This is a genomic window from Lysinibacillus sp. EB106-09-02-XG168, from assembly GCF_058791475.1.
On the sequence record NZ_JBYTDN010000003.1, the window covers coordinates 1297511 to 1320093 of the forward strand.

Here is a 22583-nt window from a genome sequence, read left to right on the forward strand (position 1 = left end):
TTGAAGATTATGTTTTATGAATTAATTTGCCAATATAAATTAGGAAATGGTATTACCTATTTGTTAAATAAAAGTAATAACAGAAAATATGAAATTTCTGGGGAAGATGTTACTCTTCTAAATGATGTATTACCTTACCTAACAGGAACTTATTCCACAAAGGAAATTTGTGAATATTTAGGAATAAATAATGAAGATTTAATGGAAGTTATTAAACAATTAAATCAATTGGAGCTTTTAAAAGAAAGTAAACAATGTAAGCTAACGTTATTAATAATTGCTGATGAATATAAACAAAGTAAAAAATTACTAGATAGTATCACAGATAATGGTAAATTCGGAGAAATTGATATTATAATTAGCAACATCGAAAATATAGGGAAATTTAAAAAAAAATATTCTTCAACTATAATTTTATGTATAAATTCATTTTATAATAAATCTTTTATTAAAAGTATAGAAAAGGTATCTATAAAAAATAAAATTAATTTTTTGAATATAACTTTATTTGGAAATAAGAGTTTCATTGGTCCACTTTTTTCATTTGAAGATGGGCCCTGTAGTGAATGCTTAAGTAAAGCCGAAATAATTAAAAATGATGAATATAACGAACCATTGGGTTACACATATAATGGCCTATCAGAAATTATTATAAATGAAATAATACGATTTAGGAGAGTGGATACATATGTAAATGCTTTTAATACTGTAATTAATGTTGATTTTTCTGAAATAACTATTGACAAGATAAAAGTTTTGAGACTTCCAAATTGTAAAGGATGCAGATATAAGCAGGTGTTGGTTCAATGATTAATAAAAAACTATCTTTTTTTTATAAAGTAGAATCTATTGAAACCCAAGTCGGATTGCCGAAATTATACAGATACCTTTCCGTTATTAAAAGAGGAGTTAATTTCACTTCAGGTTCAGGATTTTCAATTTATGAGGATAGCGCATTAATTGCTTCAATGGGAGAAGCAATTGAACGATATTGTGCAACTATAAAACCTTTAAATATTTACACTGAAATCGAAATTAATAACAATCTAGAGAAAATTAAAATTAATAGTATTACAAGAGCTAATGAAGAGTATGATAATACTCCCAATAGAGAATGGGTAGAGGTGACTAATATTTCAACAAGAAAAAAGATATTAGTTCCTTGTGAATTAGTTTATTTATATGAAACTCAATATCCTCCTATTAGAGATATAATTTCTACAGGATTAGCTACTTATAACACAATTAATGGTGCGATTATTCGTGGGCTATGCGAATGTATCGAAAGAGATGCTTTTGTATTATTTTGGATGCTGAGTTGTGGGAGATTTAAAATTGATACCGACACTATTGAACATGAAGAAATTAAAATATTATTAATTAAAGCATATAATTCTGGACTGAAAATTGATATGTATGATATCTCCACAGAATTTGGAGTACCAGTAATTTTGACCATAACAAAAAAGGTAGGAGTCGATGGATTTTATATATCGTGTGCAGCTAATTTTGATTATAATAGCGCCGTTAGAAAGTCATTAGAGGAAGGGTTGGGAGGGTATTCAGTTTATGTAGAAGCAACGTTATTACATAATATGCCCATCCCAAATAATTTAAACAATATAAAAAATTTATCTGAACGACCTATCTACTACTTGAATAATAAAGTAAATCATATATTAGATAATATTATTGAGCGTTCCGAAATGGATAGAAATATAAAACAGTATAGTGAAATAAAAAAAGTGAAACCTAATTTAGAACAAGTAATAAATAATTTAAATAATAATAAAATAAATGTTTATTATAAAGATTTAACGACTGTAGATGTAACAGACATTGGTTTTAAAGTTGTTAGAGTAATAATCCCAGAACTGGTGTTTTTGTCAACAGGTTCACCCATGCTTTGTTGTAACAGACTCTTACAAATTGCAAAAAAGTTGAATAGAAATTTAAATATGGAGCCTCACCCTTTTCCGTAGAAAGGAGATGTTAAATTTGGATCAAAAACATATAATTGACTTTTTTCATTTTAATACTACTAATTACAGTGACCAATTAAAATACAGCAAAGGAAATAATTTCGGAAGTAATAATAAAATACATTTAGTAAAACACCCAAATGATGTATTAAATGAATTAAGTTTTAAAGACAACTTACCTAACCTCTCTTCAAAAAGAAATATGTCTTTAAGTAATCCTTTACACAAAGACCAATTACTTAATTTACTTCATAATTCATATAGATTCGAGAATAATAAAAGTTTAAAATCACCATCAGCTGGTGGTATATATCCGATAGAGTTATATGTAATCGTAAGGAAAGTCAAAGGCATTGAAAAAGGAGTATATTATTATAATCGTGATAATGTTTCGTTAAATTATATAAATGACTTTTTTGATATTTCCCGCCTGAATGTCCCTAATAATAACTTTACGGAAAAGGTTGGATGTATGATTTTTTTTGTGTGTAATATAAATAATCTTTTGAATAAATATGGTGCAAGGGCCTATAGGTATTGCTTGATCGAATGTGGACATGTTGGACAGAACATTTCAATCGTATCTGATAAATTAAATATAAAAAGTTGTGCAATAGGGGGATTCTATGATGCAAAGGTTAAAAATTATTTAAATTTAGGTGAAAACTTTTATCCTTTATATTCATATGCTTTAGGATAATTAGGGTGAGGTGAAAATGTTGGAAATGGTAAAAAATACGGATTGCATAATAAGAATCTCTGCAATTAAACCAAACGAATTCAGTGTATTCGAAGAATACGTATCTCCTTTTCTTGAACTTGAAAAAGAACAAAGTGTTCTAGAGGAGAATATTACGAAGTTATCATTCTTAATAGAAGGAAAATTATATAAATTAATAAAAAATTGTGATAATGATTTTTTAAGAAAAATAATAATTAAATTAAAGAAAAGAATAAAAGAACAAAAACATATTGAAAATGTAAGAGTAGTATCAGGATCTTTATTAGATGAAGATTTAGAGAATAAGATAAGTCAATATATCCATTTGAAAGAGGAATTAGATAAAATAAAAAAATTGAAGAATAATAGCTTTTATATTAGTAGGTTAGAAATGAATAATTTAATTAATATATATTTATCTAACAAGGAAATATTTGACAAAGCTTTGAGTCTAAGTTCATTAACTTTTATAAATGAATTAAATAAATTTTTAGAAAATAGATATAATGAAATATCTAATAAAAAGAGAAATGATTTGGCTATATCGTTATATAAATATTTAACTAGAGCAACTTATAAAACGAGTCCCTTTAGTTTTTTTTGTTTCCAAGGTAATGCAAAGCTAGTTGAATTAAAATCATCTAACGTTATTACTAATGTATTTAACAAACATGAATACGATACTTTAACTTCTTTTAGTTTGGTTAATCCAAGTCCTAATATTCTTAAATCCTATAAGATTAATAAAGATATTTGGATAGGAAATAATTCTATTGAAATTTTAAAAAAAGAAAATGTGAATTATAGAAATCTAGTTGTTAATAATAAAAATACTTTAATAAAAATAGAATATGATGATTATATAGAAAAATTTATAAAAATTAATGAAAATAAAGTTTTGAATTTTGAAAATATATATAACGAAATTCTCAAAATCTATAGGGCCACAGAAAAAGAAGCTATAGATGATATTATAAAAACAATGATAGAAGTAGGAATATTAGAAATTGAATATTATGATTTGGAAAGTTTAAATCCTCCAAAATTAAAAAATATTAATTTAGAAAATGATAGAGTTAATTTTCTTAATAAATTTAAAAATGAATTTTCTAAAATACCAAAAATATATGAAGATGTTTACTTAAGAGAAATTACCAATATCGAGAAAATTGATATAAATGACAGAAATATAGAAATGTTAAACAAATTAACCTTACTATTCGATGATTCAGTTATTTTAAAATATAAGCTTATAGAATATATTGGTGAATCGAAGATTTTATCTATGAGAGAAGTAATAGGCTTTTTAAATGATTTTATGCAAAAAGGGCAAAATAAAGTAACAAATGAACAAATAAATAACATTCTATCTTTGAGAAGAAATATAATTTCTGAGATAAGAAAAAACATAAAAGATAAAAAAGAAACAATTTTAAGTAAAGATAATATAGATGAAATTTATGAAAAAATGAATTTTTCTTCTAATAAACCATTTTCCTATACTTTTTTTATCCAACCTATTGAATATAATTCTTTTGTGTTAAATAAAGTATTTAGTGGTTATGGGAGAACGTTTACTAGATTAAAAAATTCCGAATATAATCAAAATATTATAAAAGAGATGCATAAAAAAATTTTAGCTGATGTTGTCGGAGATTTGGATTTCTTGGATTTATATGGTTTATATGGATTTAATTCCAATGTTCATCCGATAGTTACAGAATATACATTGGATATGGAAAATATTTTTAATGGGGATGGTCTTAAAAATATTTCTATACGGGTGAACTATGAAGAAAAAGAGATAGATTTTTACTTTAAAGATCGTAAGGTACTCCCTATTAGTTTATGTTCAATTTCTTCAAGAATGCTACCACTAGTTCATAGATTTTTATGTGATATTAATCATATAGATTCAATGGATTTAGATTTAAATAGAAAAGCTATTTATAGTGCTTGGGAAGAAGTTGAATTAAACAAAATCTGTTTTATTCCAGAAGTAAAAGTTGAGGGTATTATTCTGTCTAGAAAAAAATGGATAATTAATATTGGAAAATATAGAAATTATAATAATGAAATTAAATTTTTTTCTCAATTACTAAGAGACGCTGAAGCGGGTTTAATACCTTATGAATTTTATGCAAAACCAATTGATATAAATAATTTAAATAATCTAGATCAAATGAATGATATTTTCAAACCGCAATTTATAACTTTAAAAATAATAACATCCTATAAACTCCTTTTTCGTATAGCAAAAAAAAGTAAATTTATCCTTTTAGAAGAATGCAAACCCAATACATTAGACAAAGAAAAATATCTAGGTGATTTTATGAATTCTACAATAGAATTGGGAGTTGAAAGTTATTTTATCGCAATGGATAACTATTAAAGAAAATTTTGATGAAGGAAAAAAGATGGAAAAGTTTGTTTTTAATATAACTTCTATTTTAAAAAGAAAAAAAATTAAGTTTTTTTATACATGTTTATTCGAAAATCATTATTATGTTGCAAGAATACGTATAGAGAATAGCATTTATAATATTAAAATGATAAATGATTTATTTTCTGATATATCTGGAATTAATAAATCTCCTTTAATGTGGGACTATCGACCTGAAATAAAGAGATATGGTGGCGAAAGTAACTTACCTACAATTGAGCAGATATTTTGTGAGAGTTCATATTTAACTTCTGCTTTATTGTCTAATAAAGCTCTTGAAGAGAGGATATTACTAGCAATAGATCTTACTCAAATACTATTCGATAATTTGGAGGTTAAAAGAGAAGACCGGAAATCACTATTTTTATTTATATTTGAAATCTGGGCAAACTATTCGTCACAAATTTTGAATTTAAGAGTAGAAAATGCTCAATTAATTGCGGATTCTTTAAGAGAAAGAATAAATAAATATAAACCGAATGAACATAAATTTATGTATAGCAAATATGAAAATAGCACTAAATTACTGAAAAAACTAACTTATCTTGATTCAGGGCAAGAGAATCCGGAATATTCAGTATCTTTTAGAGAATTTATAAATGATAGAGGAATAAATAAACCTTTTCTTAATGTCATTATAAGTTTAGCTCATATGAATTTTAATAGACTCATCCTTTTTCCTCATATTGAAAGCATAATTTATAAGTTGCTTGGTGATAAAATAGATTTCAGTTAAATGGGGGAATTTCATTATGATATTAAATATAACAAATATTAATGATAAATTATTTAATTCTGGGGACTGCAAGACAGATAGAGAGAAAATAATTTTACTAAGACAAATGGGTGCATTAATACCAGAGAATGAAAAGTTGAATATGTTACGTGAACAGAATGAGATGATAGAAAAATATAGAATATTTGAGCATATTAAAAATATTAATAATCGGTGTATTCAATTTTTAGATTATGAAAAGGGAATGCATAACTTATATATAGCTTCACTAAATCCAGATTATTCTTTTGCTTTTGATAAGTTGAATGGAGTGGTTGGTTATAATATACAAAATAATACTTATTTAATATTACATCTCAATAAAGGGCAAATTCCCTTTAAAAATATTAGTTCTATTTTTGTTCATGAATATCATCATGTAATACGAAATTTTGTTGTAAATGAAAAAATGATAAGTAGAAAGAAGACATTATTAGATTATTTAATTGAAGAGGGTTTAGCCGAAAATTTTGTTGTTCAAGTATTAGGTGAAAGTTATTTAAATCCTTGGGCTAAACAGCTAAATTTAGAAGAAATTAATACCAATATGGATTTGTTAATTTGTAATATTAATGTTGATAAACCAGAACTAATATATTCTATACTTTACGGTGACCAAGTATTAGGAATACCATTATGGTTAGGTTATAGTTTTGGCTATTTTTTTATAAAATACTTACTTGAATATAGAAAAAATGAAATTTTGTTTCTTACAGAACAAAAAAGAGAATATTACATCTCATATATTCCAGATTTTTTTGAATGGATTAAAGTTGAATAGAAGAATGGAGATGGCTTCATGAAAAAAGAAAATAAAAAAAAAAAGAATGAAATAATCAGAATTTTAAAGGAGAATTCTAATTACAGAAAGCTTTTAAGTACAACTACTGTCACTGGATTAACCACATGGGGAGCTTTCATAACAATGCTCATTTTGTTAGGACAAATAACAGATAATGGGCTTCAGTTAGGTATACTGTGGGCTGTAAGTGGCTTAGTGCCAATTTTCATGAGCTTCATATTGGGAGGAGTGGTAGATCGGTTAAATACTAAGAAAGTGATTGTAGTATGTGAATTATTAAAGTCTCCATTATACCTACTTTTTATCCTTGTTCCTATATTCGATGGATGGGGAGCTTGGATTCTATTCTTTTCAATAAGATTTTTCATAGGAATACTTACATCTTTAACTACAGTAGCTAGACAAACGATTATACCAGAAATTATAAATGAAGATGATTTGATTGTAGCAAATTCAATAAATTTCACATTAACCAGCTCAATTCGCTTAATAGGAGCCGCTTCTGGAGGGATACTAGTTACACTAATTAATTTAAATTTCTTTTGGATTATAACTTCTATTTCATTTATTTATGCTGGTATAGCAATGATGACAATGAAGGTAAATAATTTAAAGATTCAACCTAGTGAAAGGAATTTCATCCTAGAACTTAAAACAAGTATAATTGTTGCTAAAGAAAAAGTATATATAAGATATGTATTGTTATTCGCCTTGACTGGGGGACTAATAATTGGATCTTTTAATTTAATGATAGAACAAATGGTCAATAATGTTTATTATTTTCCCCCAGTTGGTTTGAGTATATTGTATGTAGCTGAAGGATTAACCTCAGTAATTTTAGGAATTTGGATTGCAAATAATAAAATAATTTTTTCTAATGTATACAAGTATGGATATATATATATGTTAATGGGTTTAAGCTGGTCTTTATTTGGCTTTACAAATAATATTTTTCAAGGATCGCTGATTATGATTGTATTTGCGTTTGTTGGGGGATTTGTCGTACCATTTGAACGTCAAATAATGCAAACTCATGTAGAGAGCAATCTAAGAGGAAAAGTTTTCGGTTTATGGAATACATGTAGTATGGTTTCAATGCAATTAGGAGCCTTGTTTACAGGAATAATAATTCAATTTTTGGGAATAAGATATGTTACTTTAATTGTAGCGGTATTAGAGATACTTCTTGGAATTATATTCTTAATTCAGGTTAAAAATAAAAGGAAAACATCGGAGAATTATAATGTTAATATATAAGCTTAATCTGAAAGGAGATTTGTATGATAATAAGAAAATATGAACTAAATGATAAAGATTTTATTTTAAGCTTAGCTCCTAGATTTTGTAGTTTTGAGTTTCTTAATTTTAGAAGTACTGCGGTAATGTTAAAAAAAAATGAAGAAATGGCTAAGGAAGCAATTAGTAAAAATTCTTCGAATATCTACATAGCTGAAAAAGATGGACACTGTTTAGGCTATATTGAACTAAAAGAATGGATCGATTATTTCAATAGAGAGAAACAAGGTTATATTTCTGCATTAGCAGTCTCGGAAGATTTTGAGGGAACGGGTGTTGGAAAATTTTTATTAGAAAAAGCTGAGGAATGGTGTAAACAAAAAGGTTATAAAGAATTAGTTTTACAGGTATTTAGCCAAAATGAAAAAGCTATAAGGTTATATGAAAGAAGTGGGTACAAGCCTGACTGCGTTGTAATGGTTAAAGAGTTATAAATTCTCTGTATAATTTAAAAAGGTAGATAATCCTGTTTAAGACTGACGACAAAAGACATATAGAAATATCACTTTCGGTGTCTTTTGTCGTTTTTGGGGGAATAAAGAGTTATTTTTACTACCAAAATTGAAAAAATGATAACTTCCCTGTTTTGAATCGCTTTTTGTTACTTTTTAAATATTTTTATATCTATTATCACTCGCGTCGCATTAAAATAATTCAGCGTGTTTTTTAAAACTGAATTTTCTAAAATATTATGCATAAAAAAGCCTTAATAATGGTTAAGTGGTAGTAAACCATCCAAATCCAAAATAAAGGATATAAGCATGGATAAGTTTACACGAAAAACATCATTTGAACAATGGTTTTCACCTATTTCTTCTACATAAATGGAAAAATTAGTTGGAAATCATCAATTAAATTACTATTCAAAGAAGCTTCACATCGCTTCATTTTTAAGATTATTTCTGTTTGCGCAGCTAAATGAAACCGAAAGTCTATGTGCTATCAGTGATACGCTGTTATCAAACGACTTACAAAAAGCAACATATTTAGAGACCATCATTTTTTCGCGGTTATGCCGTCGATTAAATCAAGTGTCAACTGAGTTTGTCCAACAGATTTTACTTAAAGAACCATAGATGGTCTGAATTCTGTAAAACAAAATCAGGTGTGAAGTTACATTTGCGCCTTGTTTACCTAGAAAAGGGTTGTTCGTACCGTTGATAAAGCGGTGCTGACGAATGCGAAAGAAGATGATCGTGGTCAGCTTGAAATTCTCGTTGATGACAAGGAGTGCATGTACGTATTTGACCGAGTCTACTTAGATTATGAGCGTTTTGACCGCATGACAGATGACGGATTTTTCTTTGTCTCACGCTTACGAAAAAACGCCGTGACACGGGTGATTGAAACATTTGAAGTACCTGAACAGTCGTCTGTGTTATCGGATGAAATGATCCTTATTGGCAACACGCAAAATCGTGCTGAATGTATTTCGCCGTATCGAAGTACTGGATCCAAATGGTAAAGAGCTAAATCTGATTACGAATCGTTTTGATTTAAGTGCAGATGATGTCGCTGAACTTTATAAGTCACGCTGGGCAATCGAACTGTTTTTCAAATGGATGCCATCTGAACATTAAAAAGTTCTACGGGCAAAGCAAGCAAGCTGTGCACAATTAGGTGTACTTCGCGATGATCGTATACTGCTTAAACGTGCTAGCACAGCTTCACACAAACAGTTCACGGACGTATCTACAAATTAGTAGGTACTTAAAAGCAGTACTATGGAAACCGGCACGTATTTGGCTTCGGAAAAAATAGAAGGAAATACAGTACCATAAGGGTTTTAAACCGTCTGTTGTCCCAGTAAAAGGTTATAGTAAAAAATGGGTGTTTTACTACTTTTGTTTAAGTGTCTTTCAATTTCTTAAAAACGCAGAAATTGAAAATTCAATCAAAATTCATGCGACGTTAGTGGTCTATTATAAATGTATTATTTAGATGAAGTAATAGAAGATTATAACGTTTATTCAAGAAGTGAAGTGCCAACTAGCGTAGTTAGAATAGTTATTAGATGGCTGCTTTTTAGTATTTTACTTGTCAGGAATAAATCCATTTTTTTGTCTTTTATTTTTTAGTATTTTTATCAATACTACGACAATCCCAACAAAAACAATCGCTCCAGCTGTATCCAACATAACATCCTGTCCGCTCATCATACGTTCTGGTGTAAAGCTTTGCCGCATTTCATCAAGCATTGCTATAAGAGCTGTCCCAGCAATAGCGACACCTGCGGCGAACCGACGTTTTCCCCATGCAAAGTAAATGCCAAGTGCAATGCAGCCGAATCCAACAAAATGTGTTAATTTCCGAATTAAAAATTCTACAAACTTAAAGTAACCACGTTCTTCAACAGAAACAACTGTGTCCCAATAAGGAATTTTTAAAACGGATAATTGCTTTTCAAACGGTTTATTTGCTAATACTTGCTCCAATTCAGGAATAATAGACTGTTGTTCATAGGTCATACTAGAAGAGATCGCAAGTATTACTAAAAACGCTAATAAGATAAGCCATTTTTTCATCGGTGCTCCATATATTGATCGGCTTTTGTTAGCTCTTTTACTGCTTTAAAATCTATTATTGAAGCAATTTTTTCATAGGCAGCGATTGTTTGCGCCAGCTGTTCTTGTGAGCTTGCACCGATCACTGTTGAAGCTATAGTAGTTTCCTTTAGATTAAAGGCGATTGCTAGTGCATGTAAATCGTCATAATGTGATGATAAGTCTGTCAATACAGCAGTTAATTCGTCCTTTGTGTAAGTGTTAAAACTATTGACACGTTGTAAACGTTCTGACCAGCTATTTGTTAGTAAACCTTTTGCAACAGTTCCACGTGTTACAACGGAAGCCCCTTCATTTGCGATAAAGTCGAGCCATTCTTCTGGTCGACGGTCTAATGCACTGTATTGCATCATGACACTTTTGGCAGAGCTTGCGGGTAAAAAGCGCTTTAGTACATTTGGACGAATAGAGGAAATGCCATATTCTCGAATTAGTCCATCCTTTTTCAAATCTTCAAAAGTGCCGATAATTCCATCCCAATCGTCCTCTATAGTACCGCCATGTAACTGGTAAACATCAATATAGTCAGTACCTAGACGTTTTAAGCTATCATGTAAAGCCTCTTTTATATACGACGGAGATGCATCCCAATGCCAACCTTCTACACTTTCTGTCCATCGATTACCCACTTTCGACGCGACTATAACATCTTGACGACGCTTTCCTAAAATAGCCCCGATCATTTCTTCATTTGCCCCAAAATCATATAAGTCGGCTGTATCGATGTAATTAATACCTGCATCTAACGCCATATCGACGATTTCAGCAGCCTTTATCTTATCTGTCGAAAGAGACATGCCTCCTAAACTAATCTCTGAAATAAACAATTCACTTGAACCAAGCTGTCTTTTTTTCATACCAATGCCCTCCTTCGAATTTCTCTACTTGTAATGGTACAATGAACATATCTGAAGAACAAGCGAGGTTATAGTCAATGAAAAAGTTTGAAGAAAAAACGACAAAGACTACACCCATTTATGACGGGAAAATTGTGAAACTACAAGTTGACGATGTCACTTTACCGAATGGTAATGTTGCAAAAAGAGAAATTATAAAACATCCTGGTGCAGTGGCAGTTATTGCTGTTACCGCTGAAGGAAAGTTAGTATTAGTGGAGCAATATCGCAAAGCTTTAGAACGTTCAATTGTTGAAATTCCAGCTGGTAAGCTTGAACCTGGTGAGGAGCCGATTGTGACGGCGCGACGTGAACTAGAGGAAGAAACAGGTTACGGTGCACAAAGTTTAACGTATTTACAAGCGTTTGCAACATCCCCGGGCTTCGCAGATGAGATTATTCATCTATTTGTAGCAAAAGATTTATATACAATTGAAAACAAAGCAGATTTAGATGAGGATGAATTTGTCGAATTAGTAGAAGTTTCGTTAGAAGAGGCGGAGCAAATGGTTGCAGATGAGCGTATATACGACGCCAAAACAGCGTTTGCAGTACGTTGGCTTGCAGCACAATAAGATAATAATCTTTTGCATAATAGAAGCGGACGAGCATAAGCTGTACAAACCTTGATAGAAAAGGAGCATGTTTATGTCTCGTACGGTGTCTATATTTTATCACGCATCTATTATTGCGGTGAGTTTTGTTTGTGGCGTTATCTTATTTCATATTATTGGTGGGCCGAATGCGGAGCCTTTTATTTCATTTATAGAGCCTCGTTTAATAAATGGGGACAGGCATTCTCTACTTCGTTTAGTGTTACCTGTTGCTGTTTCAATCGCTCTTATACTATTGCTTGCAACACATAGTCTCCTGAAGGTTTTAGTACGTGTTACAGTGGCGATACGTGCAACCTTTTTTGGCTTTAGCTCGGTATTTTTATTACAAAAACTTGAAGCTTTCTGGGTTTATACGATTTGGTGGTTTCCATTTCAGCTCATCTATTGTATATTGTTGCTAGTCCTATGTAATTTACTTGTACCCGCTTGGTCAAAAAGAAAAATCGGAAAAATGATACATGGTCGGACAATATTGTTGAATTTTTTCGCGTTTTTCATCATAATAGTGGCTGAGTTTATTGTTATTTCTTATGTAATTAAATGATAGATACAATTCACGGGAATTTAACTTCTTTCAGTGGGTGTCATAAAAACCGCTGAAAATAGAGGAAATCAGTCTAAGAACGCCACGTCCTGTGGCGACGACCGATTGACCAACAACACGTTGGCCCAAAGCCTCCGGACGCAATTATGCCGAGGCATAATTGATTGTCAGGTAAAAACATACAAAAGCAAATTCGAAATCTACTCACTACCTTGTAATAGGATTTATTCCTTTGGTATAATGAGAAGAGTTTAGGGGGGCGTCACATGGAGAGCCGAATAGATCGTATAAAAAAACAGTTGCATAGTGCTAGTTATAAGCTGACGCCGCAGCGAGAAGCAACAGTTGCTGTCCTGCTTGAGCACGAGGAAGACCACCTAAGTGCAGAAGATGTTTACCTTTTAGTAAAAGAAAAAGCACCAGAAATTGGTCTAGCGACTGTCTATAGAACGTTAGAATTACTAACTGAGCTCAAAATTGTCGACAAAATCAACTTTGGCGATGGCGTTTCGCGCTATGATTTACGCCAAGAGGGAGCTGCGCATTTCCACCATCATCTTGTTTGTATCGAATGTGGTGCGGTTGATGAAATTCAGGAAGATTTACTTGAAGACGTGGAAGCCGTTGTTGAAAGACGTTGGAATTTTATTATAAAGGACCACCGATTAACTTTCCACGGCATTTGCTGGCGCTGTCATGATAAAAACGACGAAGTATCAGAAGAAAATTAAAAAAACGTCCCAAAAAGTTTTATGACTTTTTGAGACGTTTTTTTAAATTTTAGTTTTAATAATTTTTGAACTGTCTTGGATGTCTGTAATGAGTAATCTATTATTTGCTAGTTTCATTTTGTAACGTTTTTCGCGCTAGAATGACCAAATACCATCTTTTGTTAGGTAAAAATCAAAAATTTCCGTCGAATCAAAAATGATTGTGGATAGATCCGTAGCATATATCTTGTCAATCATATTAGACTTTAAATCAAAGGAATAGTCATCAAATGTGTTATGATCCGTTACGAATTTACTGGAATCTCTTCGTATTTGTGTACCCTCTAAAAAATAATCCTATACATAACTAAAATCAGCATTATCTAAAGCGTACTTGTAGTTATTACGAAAATCATAGAAGAGGGAGCGAGCCAGCCAGGTCTTCATATTCAGATAGGAAAGTTTCCAATGCTAGTTGATTTGCTTTTTTGGGGGCTTCAGCTCTAGATCCAAATTGAAGATAATGTTGCGGATTATTTAATGTTATTATTTCGGATTTCTTTTCTTGAACATCTTGTCCTTTTTTTTCGTCCTTATCCCGTTGATAAATACAATTGCATCTTCAATATCAGATGTAAGATGTACCTGATAATCTGCAAGATCTATTGAAAGTATCTTTTTGTTCTCTTCATTAGTAGATATTATTAGCTGGTCTTTAATTTCATTTTGAAAATATGTATATTTTTTGTAGAATATTAAGAAATTGTTTTCTTTTTGTAATTAGTTTCGAATCATCCTTATTTGTTACAAGTTCGGTATATCCTTTTCCCATAAATTCTTCAAATTTTCCTCTAACATAGATTAATATTTTTTGTCCTTTTTTGATCCTTCATAAGTTATAAAATGCTTTATTATCAATGATTGTATCTTCGGGAATGATTTGGCGAATTTTTCATAATTTACATCAGAAAAATAATTGTTCAGATCAGCTAGCCGTTTTTTAGGGTCTGTCTGGCTCTTAATAATAAAATGCCCACCGCTAGCATAGCGAAAATAATACTAATGATAGCCTTTTTGTTGTGCTCATAGTTTCTTTTTTGTGGGATGTTTCAGAGAAATAGGTTTGTTGTTTTAGGATGTTTTCTACAATTTCTGATTACTCAGAACGAGTGGATGGAAGTTTAGTACCGCATCTAAACAAAATTTTTCGTTCGATATTACTTGTTTTCCACAACTCTGACAGTCGCGCATTATAAAACTCCTTTTTGGAAACATAATATAAATATGCCATGTAAAATGGAAGAATAAAGAATAATTTATTGAAAAAATAATAAAAAATGGATACTATTAGGTAGGAAAACGATAGAAATAGTGAAGGAAGTGTATATATGATTGCAATGAAAGATATAAATACAATGGAGTTGAAGGATTTAAAAAATGGGTTAAAATTGGCGAAAGATAAGCGAATGGAACTGAGTGTTGAATTAGGAGAATTGGTTCATTTACAATTATTAAATCAAAAACTCAATCATGATGAATTGTCAGAAATTTCTTTAGAGATTGCGTCACAGGATCGCTTAATCTACCGATATGGTAAGCAGATAAAAAATATAAACGCGGCATCACAACAGTGTTCAAAATGCACGCAACAACTTGGCGGGAATGCAAAATTCTGCGGGAATTGTGGTACATTGAATCCTACTTATATTGATCCAAATACTGTGTATAAAGCATGCCAAAGCTGTTCTGAAGAAATACATGAATCCGCTCTATTTTGTCCATGCTGTGGTATGAAACAGGGGGCACTATAAATGACTTGTAGGCATTGTCACGAGCAACATCCTAATTATTTTACATATTGCCCTAAAACAAATGGAGTTATTGAGAAAGAGCCATTTAAACATACATATGCAACGAATGATTTTTGCTTATCTTGTGGCACAAAAAACGAAGAATCAGGCTCGTTTTGTAGTCAATGTGGTGAGATAACTATTAAAAGAGTTGAGCAAAAAACGACATTCAATAAAGTAATAAGCGAAACGTTAAAAAATGTGAATGTACCAAACATGGGAAATATAAAAGGTCAAGAATTAAAGGCTGCTTCAAAGGAAAAAGTGAATTTCTTTAAAAATAACCCATTATTTTTTGTTCCTATTGTTGTGTCCATTTTATTAATATTTATGTTTACATTATTTGCGAAAAATAGCTTACTAGATGTAGTAACGGCTAATTTAGATCATGAACAATCAGCTATCGTTAAAGCAATTATGAGTGACCCTTCAGAGTTAGAGGATAAGGTATATAAGGAGACTGGTATCAAACTAAGTATACCTAAAATACTCTCACTTCCGAGCTTAGTGACAGTGGTTCATAATGTTAAAGGAGAATGGAATGTTGTTTTAGATGCAGGTTTTACTAATAATTCATTGCATATATCTATGGACAATGTGTTATTTGGGCTAATGTTCATTCCTTTTATTGCTTTAGCAATAGGTGGTGTTATTTACGGTATTCTGGCACGGAAAAATAATTGGCCTTTATATCAAGGAATTGTTTACTCAACAATTGTGTATGTTATTGTGATGTTAGTTATTTCTTTCATATCAAAGTTTAGTACAAAGCTTGGTCAAGTAGAAACTAAAGGGCTATTTACGATTGATGCGTCAATGAATTATTCTGCTTTGGATATGATTCTCTCGGCGACTATTTTATCAATTGTAATATTTGGGTTTGCTGCAATTTTAACTTATTTCAATAAATCTATCATGGAAAAATTGAGCTTTCAAGTAAAATATGTGCAGTATGCTATGTTTTCTATAGCCATTACATTTATTGGGTTGTTTATTAATTTCTCAAACATTTATTTTAGTTTGGATAAAAAGGTTTTAGAATCAGAAACTGTTACAATTTTTAGCAGCATTTATATGGGTACTTGGAATTGGATATGTACGTTTTTTTCAAAGCTGCATATGAATGCATCGCTAGATGGTTTTTCAGAGAGCATCACTTACAGCCTTTTTGATAATGAAAAATCTGAAGTATTCCAGTCTTATTTTTATAATAGTTTATTTGAAGGGGAAAAATATTCGTTATTACCATCATTTATTTTAGTACTAATCTCAATCGTATTGATTAGTGCAGCTGGCTATACATTATATACTGTCCATCGTATGAATTGGAAAGAATGTTTGATTTTTGCAGGTATGTTTACAGCGTTACAGTTAATGATTATTTATTTTGTGAATATCCAGCTCGATTTTGCAACTTCCGATGGTTTCATCCAGTTTTCATTTTCGTTTGAAATAATTTTGACAGCTTTACTTGTTTTGATCGTCTCTTCTGTAAGTTTTGCCGCAGGTGGTTATTTGCGACAGTATCAATTAAAAAAATAAATGGACTACCTCTCTTAAACGATGCGTGAAGGGAGGTTTTTTTTGTAGAGCAAGCATTTGGTTTATTGAACATGTTAATATGGAAGATAGTAGAATGTTAAGGGGGCGCTATGATGAATGAATTTCAATATGCAATAGAGGATTATATCCATTTTATCCAAGTAGAGCGACAATTATCTGATAATACATTAGCATCCTATCGCCGAGACTTAGAAAATTACGTAAATTTTTTGCGGGAAACGGAAGGGATGTCTGATTTTCGTAAAGTGGAAAGGACGACCATTTTGCGTCATTTAGAGCAGTTGCGAATGCAAGGAAAGACAAGTCGTACTGTTGCCCGCCATATATCCTCTATTCGTAGTTTTCACCAATTTTTACTTCGAGAAAAGCGAGCTGAAACAGATCCGACAGTTCATTTAGAAATGCCAATTATTGAGCAAAAGCTACCAAATGTCCTCTCGATTGAAGAAATTGAAGCTATATTAGCGTCACCAAATCGCAGTAAGCCACAGGGCATTCGGGATGTGGCAATGCTAGAACTATTATATGGGTCAGGGATGCGCATTAGTGAGCTAATTGCATTGGATTTAACTGATATTCACCTAACGATGGGCTTTGTGCGTGTTTTTGGTAAGGGAGGCAAGGAGCGAATCATTCCCCTTGGAAAAAGCGCGCTTTCTGCATTAAGTAATTATTTAGATGGAGCACGGAGTCAATTACAAGGAAAGTACCCAAAAACGGATGCTTTTTTTATTAATCAAAGAGGAAAACGTTTAACAAGGCAAGGTTGTTGGAAATTAATGAAGGAGCACGCTTTAAAAGCAGGCATCCAACATGAACTAACGCCACATACATTGCGCCATTCCTTTGCAACACATTTAGTGGAGAATGGTGCGGATTTACGTGCAGTACAGGAGATGCTTGGGCATGCAGATATTTCCACAACGCAAATTTATACACATATTAGTAAATCCCGACTATCAGAGGTTTATAAGCAATTTCATCCACGTGCTTAAAATTAGTAGGAGGTCTGACCTTTATTTTTCGAGCTTTTTTGGTAAAATAGAGATATGAGAGTAGGAGGCAAAATTATGAATAAACCATTTAAGAAAATCCATGTAGTTGTATTGGACTCAGTTGGAATTGGTGAAGCTCCAGACGCAGCAAATTTTGGAGATGTAGGTTCACATACTCTTGGACATATCGCTGAAAAAATGAATGGGCTTACAATGCCACATATGGAGTCTTTCGGCTTAGCAAATATTGAACCATTACAAGGTATACAAGCTACTGACAAACCAAAAGCATTCTACGGAAAAATGCAAGAAGCATCTGTTGGTAAAGATACGATGACAGGACACTGGGAAATCATGGGGTTAAATATCGATAAACCGTTTAAGGTATATCCGGAAGGCTTCCCAGCTGAGCTTATTGCAGAGCTTGAAAAACGTACAGGCCGCAAAGTTCTTTGCAATCAACCTGCAAGCGGAACACAAGTAATCGAGGACTTTGGCAAGGAGCATATGGAGACAGGAGCAATTATTGTCTATACATCTGCTGACCCTGTTTTGCAAATTGCTGCACATGAGGAAATTATTCCATTAGAGGAATTATATAAAATTTGTGAAATTGCTCGTGAGTTAACATTACAACCAGAATATTTAGTTGGTCGTGTTATTGCTCGTCCATTTATCGGTACACCAGGAAACTTCGCGCGTACTTCTAATCGTCATGACTATGCGTTAAAACCATTTGGTCGTACAACGATGAATGTCTTACAGGATGCAGGTTTAGACGTTATCGCAATCGGGAAAATTTCTGATATTTTCAACGGTGAAGGCGTTACTGATGCAGTACGTACGAAAAATAATACGGATGGTATGGATAAATTTGCAGAGGTAGTACGTCGTGATTTCCATGGTATAAGCTTCTTAAACTTAGTAGACTTTGATGCGAATTTTGGGCATCGTCGTGACCCTATAGGCTATGGTAACGCACTACAAGAATTTGATGCACGTTTACCAGAAATTACTGAGGTAATGACAGAAGATGATCTACTAATCATTACGGCGGACCATGGAAATGACCCAACATTCCCAGGGACAGACCATACACGTGAATATGTACCGTTAATTGTTTACTCACCACGCTTTAATGGTGGTAGTGAGCTAGCACTTCGTGAAACTTTTGCAGATATCGCAGCGACAGTTGCAGAAAACTTCAAAGTAGAAGCACCAAAGTTTGGTAAAAGCTTCTTAAATGATCTGAAGTAAGGGGGATTATAGATATGAATATGGCACAGCTGTTTGAAAAGAAAAAGCAAGGCAAAGAGCTATCGCAGGCTGAAATACAGTATTTTGTAGAGGGTTACACTACTGGTGCAATCCCTGACTATCAAGCAAGTTCCCTACTAATGGCAATCCGTTTATTGGGCATGACATATGATGAAACATTTTATTTAACAAAAGCAATGATAGAATCTGGAGATGTTATTGATTTATCATCTATTGAAGGTTTTAAAATTGATAAGCATTCAACTGGCGGTGTAGGCGATAAAGTTACCCTAATTGTTACTCCAATCATTGCTGCACTTGATATCCCTGTGGCAAAATTCAGTGGTAAGGGTCTAGGCATTACAGGTGGGACAATCGATAAATTAGAATCGATTCGTGGCTTTAAAACAGAGCTTTCATCACAAGAATTTATCGATAATGTCAATAAACATAAAATTGCAGTTGCTGGTCAAACAGGCAACCTTGTACCAGCCGACAAAAAATTGTATGCATTGCGAGATGTGACAGGTACTGTCGATTCAACTCCACTTATTGCTGCTTCTATCATGAGTAAGAAAATAGCAAGTGGTGCAGACGGCATTGTACTGGATGTTAAATGTGGCTCAGGTGCATTTATGAAAACAGAAGAAGAAGCACAAGTATTAGCTGATACGATGACTGCAATTGGTGAAAAGCTAGGACGTAAAGTAGTCGCGCATATTAGTGATATGGATAATCCACTAGGTAAAATGATTGGCAATAAGCTTGAAGTAGTAGAAGCAGTTGCTTTATTAAGTGGACGTATGGATGAAACACATGAGGATCTACTTGAAGAATGTATTATTATCTCTTCGCTGATGTACCAAGTTGCAGCTGGAGTGAATGAGGCTGAAGCAACAGCAGCCGTAAAACGCGTATTAGAAGATGGGTCAGCCGCTGCAAAATTCAAGGAATTTATCGTAGCACAGGGTGGCGATTTAGCAGATATCCTACAAAAAGACACAGCAAATAAAGTAGCTGTTAAAACATCTGCTGAAGGTACTGTAGGGACGATTAACGCACTATTAATCGGAGAAGCTAGCGTTGGTCTTGGTGCAGGCCGATTAACGAAGGAATCAGAGCTTGATTATGATGCTGGTATCCAATTAATTGCCAAAAAAGGCGACCGAGTTCGTGCTGGCGAAACGATTGCTTATTTATATTCAAATGGTCAAATTGATGAGGAAACAATCGAAAAAGTACAGAATGCTTATACAATTGCATAAATACTACGAAGCGAGAATTCTCTTTAATAAAAGAGGATTCTCGCTTTTTTGTTCTGAAAAGCGAAGGGGTGGAATGGAGAGTTAGAGTGGCGGAAAGAAGGGCTGAAGCTACGGGAAGAAGAGTCCAGGCGACGGAACGAAAAGCCAAAGTGACGGAAAAGAGAATTGAAGGGGCGGAAGAAAAGCTGAAGTTGTGAATAGAGCGGTCAAAGTCGTGGATAGTATAGCTAAAGTCTTGGATAGAACGGCCAAAGCGACGGAACGGAAAGCAGAAGCGACGGAAATAAGGGCCGAAGCGACGGAACGAAGTCGGAACAACGGAAGAAAAGCCAAAACGTGGATAGAACGGTCAAAGACGTGGATAGAACGGTCAAAACGTGGATAGAACGGTCAAAGACGTGGATAGAACCGCCAAAACGTGGATAGAACAGTCAAAGTCGTGGATAGAACCACCAAAACGTGGATAGAACCGCTACCCCCCCGACAACCCACCCCTATCACCAAAGTTCTACTCACGCCTCTAACATAATAATAATTCTTGTGAAAAGTGTCAGCTATGTTTAAAAAATGTTGATTTATCCCATACTGCAATTAACCTAAAAAGCTATAAGTATGTCGATTTGCCACTATTTCGGAAGACTTTGCACTAGTTCTGTCAGCCGCAAGGAATCACCACATTGAATGTGGAATTGCACGAGGAGGAGGCGATGTTCATGCATTTTCAGTTAGAGATGGTAACAAGAGAGACAGTGGTTATACGTTTATTTGGGGAGCTCGATCATCATGCAGTAGAGCAAATTCGAGCTAAAATTTCTACAGCAATTTTTCAAGGTACTGTAACGACTATTATTTGGAATTTAGAGGGGCTTTCTTTTATGGATAGTTCAGGTGTAGGTTTAGTGCTTGGGCGGATGCGTGAGTTAGAGGCAGTCGCTGGGCGGACGATATTATTGAATCCATCGCCGACAATGCGAAAAGTATTTCAATTTTCAGGTTTAGGGCCGTGGATGATGGATGCAACAGAAGAAGAAGCGATTGATCGAGTTAGGGGGATTGTAAATGGATAACGAAATGACATTAACTTTTTTAGCAATTAGTGAAAATGAAGCCTTAGCGCGTGTAGCTGTGACCGGCTTTATAGCACAATTAGATCCAACTATTGATGAGCTATCCGAATTTAAAACGGTTGTTTCAGAGGCCGTTTCTAATGCCATTATTCACGGTTATGAAGAGAATGGTAAGGGCGTTGTTACAGTTCATGCAAAGCGTGAGGATGATATTGTAACGGTGTCTGTTATGGATAAAGGGTTAGGTATAGAGGATGTAAGTCGGGCAATGGAGCCGTTGTTTACGACGAAAAGTGAGATGGAACGTTCGGGTATGGGCTTTACTATTATGGATAGTTTTTCAGATCAGTTGACAGTCATGTCCAAGTGGCAAGAAGGTACAACTGTCACTTTTACGAAGAAATTTTACTCGGTTCGCACACCGGTAATGTGAGGCTACGATTGTGAAGCCGCTAGAACAGTCGTCCGATAAGCTATTGTCACAGGGAGAAATGCGAGATTTAATTGCGCGTGCACAACAGGGCGATCATGAGGCTCGTAAACGAATGATTGAAGGGAATACGAGGCTTGTGTGGTCTATTGTCCAACGCTTTACAAGCAGAGGCGTGGAGCTCGAGGATTTGTTTCAAATTGGCTGCATCGGGCTTATGAAGTCTGTGGATAAATTTGATCTAACGTATGATGTTAAATTTTCGACATATGCTGTACCAATGATCATCGGAGAAATTCAGCGCTTTCTAAGGGATGATGGAATGGTGAAGGTTAGCCGTTCTATTCGTGAGCTTAATTTTAAAATTCGTCATGCAACTGATGAATTTATTAAAAATAATGAGCATCCACCAACCATTCATGAATTAGCGCAGGTTCTTGGTGTAACAACTGAGGAAATTGTAACAGCTTCAGATGCATTGAGAGATCCGGCTTCCTTGCATGAACAATTGTATGAGAGTGAAGGGGATTCTATTACATTAATGGATCAGATGAAGGACGAAAAATCTGAGCAGCCATTTGACTATATTCCACTAAAAGAGGTGCTTACAAGGCTTGAGCCTAGAGAGCAATCCATTATTTATTTACGATATTTCTCAGATTGTACCCAAACTGAAATTGCCAATAGGCTAGGTATATCACAAGTTCAAGTATCAAGATTAGAGAAAAAAATTCTCGCTCAATTGAAAACTTGGATGGCCACAAGTGCCACAGTTGAAGAGGAAGAAGTAAAAAAAGACATTTAAG

General features: G+C 33.1%; 21 protein-coding genes and 1 pseudogene. 20 read left to right on the forward strand and 2 right to left on the reverse strand.

The features are described from left to right. Nucleotides 1-9 precede the first annotated feature (9 nt). The 9 genes and pseudogenes from AC3WSO_RS07030 (at nucleotide 10) to AC3WSO_RS07070 (ending at nucleotide 9800) form a co-directional block, all read left to right on the forward strand. Nucleotides 10-810, forward strand: a complete 801-nt coding sequence (locus AC3WSO_RS07030) for a hypothetical protein (protein ID WP_492529859.1) — start codon at nucleotides 10-12, stop codon at nucleotides 808-810. Continuing rightward, a complete protein-coding gene (locus AC3WSO_RS07035) occupies nucleotides 807-1982 on the forward strand; it encodes a YcaO-like family protein (RefSeq protein ID WP_492529861.1) in 1176 nt (391 codons plus the stop codon). Before AC3WSO_RS07030 ends, AC3WSO_RS07035 begins: the two co-directional genes overlap by 4 nt. A 16-nt stretch (nucleotides 1983-1998) precedes the next feature. Then, nucleotides 1999-2682 (forward strand): SagB/ThcOx family dehydrogenase, encoded by a 684-nt coding sequence (locus AC3WSO_RS07040; protein ID WP_492529863.1) that lies wholly within the window; start codon nucleotides 1999-2001, stop codon nucleotides 2680-2682. Nucleotides 2683-2698: 16 nt separating this feature from the next. Further along, entirely contained in the window at nucleotides 2699-5095 is a 2397-nt protein-coding gene (locus AC3WSO_RS07045) for a hypothetical protein (RefSeq protein WP_492529865.1), read from the forward strand. A gap of 25 nt (nucleotides 5096-5120) precedes the next feature. Beyond that, nucleotides 5121-5882, forward strand: a complete 762-nt coding sequence (locus tag AC3WSO_RS07050; RefSeq protein ID WP_492529867.1) for a thiopeptide-type bacteriocin biosynthesis protein — start codon at nucleotides 5121-5123, stop codon at nucleotides 5880-5882. 16 nt (nucleotides 5883-5898) lie between these two features. Then, on the forward strand, nucleotides 5899-6702 hold the full coding sequence (locus AC3WSO_RS07055) for a DUF2268 domain-containing putative Zn-dependent protease (protein ID WP_492529869.1): 804 nt from the start codon (nucleotides 5899-5901) through the stop codon (nucleotides 6700-6702). Nucleotides 6703-6720: 18 nt separating this feature from the next. Beyond that, a complete protein-coding gene (locus AC3WSO_RS07060) occupies nucleotides 6721-7980 on the forward strand; it encodes an MFS transporter (protein ID WP_492529871.1) in 1260 nt (419 codons plus the stop codon). Between the two features lie 23 nt (nucleotides 7981-8003). Then, the gene (locus tag AC3WSO_RS07065) at nucleotides 8004-8453 is read left to right on the forward strand and encodes a GNAT family N-acetyltransferase (RefSeq protein WP_492529873.1); all 450 of its coding nucleotides are present in this window, start codon (nucleotides 8004-8006) and stop codon (nucleotides 8451-8453) included. Between the two features lie 327 nt (nucleotides 8454-8780). Beyond that, nucleotides 8781-9800, forward strand: a pseudogene (locus AC3WSO_RS07070) (IS4 family transposase). A 252-nt stretch (nucleotides 9801-10052) separates the two neighbouring features. Here AC3WSO_RS07070 and AC3WSO_RS07075 read toward each other — a convergent pair. Both AC3WSO_RS07075 and AC3WSO_RS07080 read right to left on the reverse strand, forming a co-directional pair. Then, on the reverse strand, nucleotides 10053-10544 hold the full coding sequence (locus AC3WSO_RS07075; RefSeq protein ID WP_492529875.1) for a VanZ family protein: 492 nt from the start codon (nucleotides 10542-10544) through the stop codon (nucleotides 10053-10055). Next, the gene (locus AC3WSO_RS07080; protein ID WP_492529877.1) at nucleotides 10541-11440 is read right to left on the reverse strand and encodes an aldo/keto reductase; all 900 of its coding nucleotides are present in this window, start codon (nucleotides 11438-11440) and stop codon (nucleotides 10541-10543) included. The genes AC3WSO_RS07075 and AC3WSO_RS07080 overlap by 4 nt, the downstream gene beginning before the upstream one ends. Nucleotides 11441-11517: 77 nt before the next feature. Between AC3WSO_RS07080 and AC3WSO_RS07085 the strand changes: the two genes are divergently transcribed. From AC3WSO_RS07085 to sigF, 11 genes are all read left to right on the forward strand, one after another. Beyond that, nucleotides 11518-12054, forward strand: coding sequence for an NUDIX domain-containing protein (locus AC3WSO_RS07085; protein ID WP_492529879.1), 537 nt, complete (start codon nucleotides 11518-11520; stop codon nucleotides 12052-12054). Nucleotides 12055-12127: 73 nt separating this feature from the next. Next, on the forward strand, nucleotides 12128-12640 hold the full coding sequence (locus AC3WSO_RS07090) for a hypothetical protein (protein WP_492529881.1): 513 nt from the start codon (nucleotides 12128-12130) through the stop codon (nucleotides 12638-12640). Between the two features lie 266 nt (nucleotides 12641-12906). Continuing rightward, the gene (gene fur / locus AC3WSO_RS07095; protein WP_492529883.1) at nucleotides 12907-13371 is read left to right on the forward strand and encodes a ferric iron uptake transcriptional regulator; all 465 of its coding nucleotides are present in this window, start codon (nucleotides 12907-12909) and stop codon (nucleotides 13369-13371) included. Between the two features lie 1367 nt (nucleotides 13372-14738). Then, nucleotides 14739-15161 (forward strand): zinc ribbon domain-containing protein, encoded by a 423-nt coding sequence (locus AC3WSO_RS07100; protein ID WP_492529885.1) that lies wholly within the window; start codon nucleotides 14739-14741, stop codon nucleotides 15159-15161. Beyond that, nucleotides 15162-16742, forward strand: coding sequence for a hypothetical protein (locus AC3WSO_RS07105; protein ID WP_492529887.1), 1581 nt, complete (start codon nucleotides 15162-15164; stop codon nucleotides 16740-16742). It abuts the gene before it with no gap. Nucleotides 16743-16855: 113 nt separating this feature from the next. After that, complete coding sequence (gene xerD / locus AC3WSO_RS07110) at nucleotides 16856-17758, forward strand: site-specific tyrosine recombinase XerD (RefSeq protein WP_492529889.1); 903 nt, start codon at nucleotides 16856-16858, stop codon at nucleotides 17756-17758. A gap of 75 nt (nucleotides 17759-17833) precedes the next feature. Continuing rightward, the gene (gene deoB / locus AC3WSO_RS07115) at nucleotides 17834-19015 is read left to right on the forward strand and encodes a phosphopentomutase (RefSeq protein WP_386829340.1); all 1182 of its coding nucleotides are present in this window, start codon (nucleotides 17834-17836) and stop codon (nucleotides 19013-19015) included. A gap of 14 nt (nucleotides 19016-19029) precedes the next feature. Continuing rightward, entirely contained in the window at nucleotides 19030-20280 is a 1251-nt protein-coding gene (locus tag AC3WSO_RS07120) for a thymidine phosphorylase (RefSeq protein ID WP_492529891.1), read from the forward strand. A gap of 713 nt (nucleotides 20281-20993) precedes the next feature. After that, entirely contained in the window at nucleotides 20994-21347 is a 354-nt protein-coding gene (gene spoIIAA / locus AC3WSO_RS07125) for an anti-sigma F factor antagonist (protein ID WP_249075721.1), read from the forward strand. Next, entirely contained in the window at nucleotides 21340-21780 is a 441-nt protein-coding gene (gene spoIIAB / locus AC3WSO_RS07130; RefSeq protein WP_492529894.1) for an anti-sigma F factor, read from the forward strand. The genes spoIIAA and spoIIAB overlap by 8 nt, the downstream gene beginning before the upstream one ends. A 58-nt stretch (nucleotides 21781-21838) precedes the next feature. Then, complete coding sequence (gene sigF / locus AC3WSO_RS07135; protein WP_206700774.1) at nucleotides 21839-22582, forward strand: RNA polymerase sporulation sigma factor SigF; 744 nt, start codon at nucleotides 21839-21841, stop codon at nucleotides 22580-22582. The last annotated feature ends 1 nt before the right edge of the window (nucleotide 22583 follow it).

Bases quoted from the DNA above. Each gene is read 5' to 3' on its own strand.
- AC3WSO_RS07035 (WP_492529861.1), top strand. From the start codon at position 807: ATGATTAATAAAAAACTATCTTTTTTTTATAAAGTAGAATCTATTGAA.
- AC3WSO_RS07105 (WP_492529887.1), top strand. From the start codon at position 15,162: ATGACTTGTAGGCATTGTCACGAGCAACATCCTAATTATTTTACATAT.
- sigF (WP_206700774.1), top strand. From the start codon at position 21,839: ATGCGAGATTTAATTGCGCGTGCACAACAGGGCGATCATGAGGCTCGT.
- deoB (WP_386829340.1), top strand. From the start codon at position 17,834: ATGAATAAACCATTTAAGAAAATCCATGTAGTTGTATTGGACTCAGTT.
- AC3WSO_RS07060 (WP_492529871.1), top strand. From the start codon at position 6,721: ATGAAAAAAGAAAATAAAAAAAAAAAGAATGAAATAATCAGAATTTTA.
- AC3WSO_RS07065 (WP_492529873.1), top strand. From the start codon at position 8,004: ATGATAATAAGAAAATATGAACTAAATGATAAAGATTTTATTTTAAGC.
- spoIIAA (WP_249075721.1), top strand. From the start codon at position 20,994: ATGCATTTTCAGTTAGAGATGGTAACAAGAGAGACAGTGGTTATACGT.
- fur (WP_492529883.1), top strand. From the start codon at position 12,907: ATGGAGAGCCGAATAGATCGTATAAAAAAACAGTTGCATAGTGCTAGT.
- AC3WSO_RS07055 (WP_492529869.1), top strand. From the start codon at position 5,899: ATGATATTAAATATAACAAATATTAATGATAAATTATTTAATTCTGGG.
- AC3WSO_RS07075 (WP_492529875.1), bottom strand. From the start codon at position 10,544: ATGAAAAAATGGCTTATCTTATTAGCGTTTTTAGTAATACTTGCGATC.
- AC3WSO_RS07090 (WP_492529881.1), top strand. From the start codon at position 12,128: ATGTCTCGTACGGTGTCTATATTTTATCACGCATCTATTATTGCGGTG.
- AC3WSO_RS07120 (WP_492529891.1), top strand. From the start codon at position 19,030: ATGAATATGGCACAGCTGTTTGAAAAGAAAAAGCAAGGCAAAGAGCTA.
- spoIIAB (WP_492529894.1), top strand. From the start codon at position 21,340: ATGGATAACGAAATGACATTAACTTTTTTAGCAATTAGTGAAAATGAA.
- AC3WSO_RS07050 (WP_492529867.1), top strand. From the start codon at position 5,121: ATGGAAAAGTTTGTTTTTAATATAACTTCTATTTTAAAAAGAAAAAAA.
- AC3WSO_RS07080 (WP_492529877.1), bottom strand. From the start codon at position 11,440: ATGAAAAAAAGACAGCTTGGTTCAAGTGAATTGTTTATTTCAGAGATT.
- xerD (WP_492529889.1), top strand. From the start codon at position 16,856: ATGAATGAATTTCAATATGCAATAGAGGATTATATCCATTTTATCCAA.
- AC3WSO_RS07045 (WP_492529865.1), top strand. From the start codon at position 2,699: ATGTTGGAAATGGTAAAAAATACGGATTGCATAATAAGAATCTCTGCA.
- AC3WSO_RS07030 (WP_492529859.1), top strand. From the start codon at position 10: ATGTTTTATGAATTAATTTGCCAATATAAATTAGGAAATGGTATTACC.
- AC3WSO_RS07085 (WP_492529879.1), top strand. From the start codon at position 11,518: ATGAAAAAGTTTGAAGAAAAAACGACAAAGACTACACCCATTTATGAC.
- AC3WSO_RS07100 (WP_492529885.1), top strand. From the start codon at position 14,739: ATGATTGCAATGAAAGATATAAATACAATGGAGTTGAAGGATTTAAAA.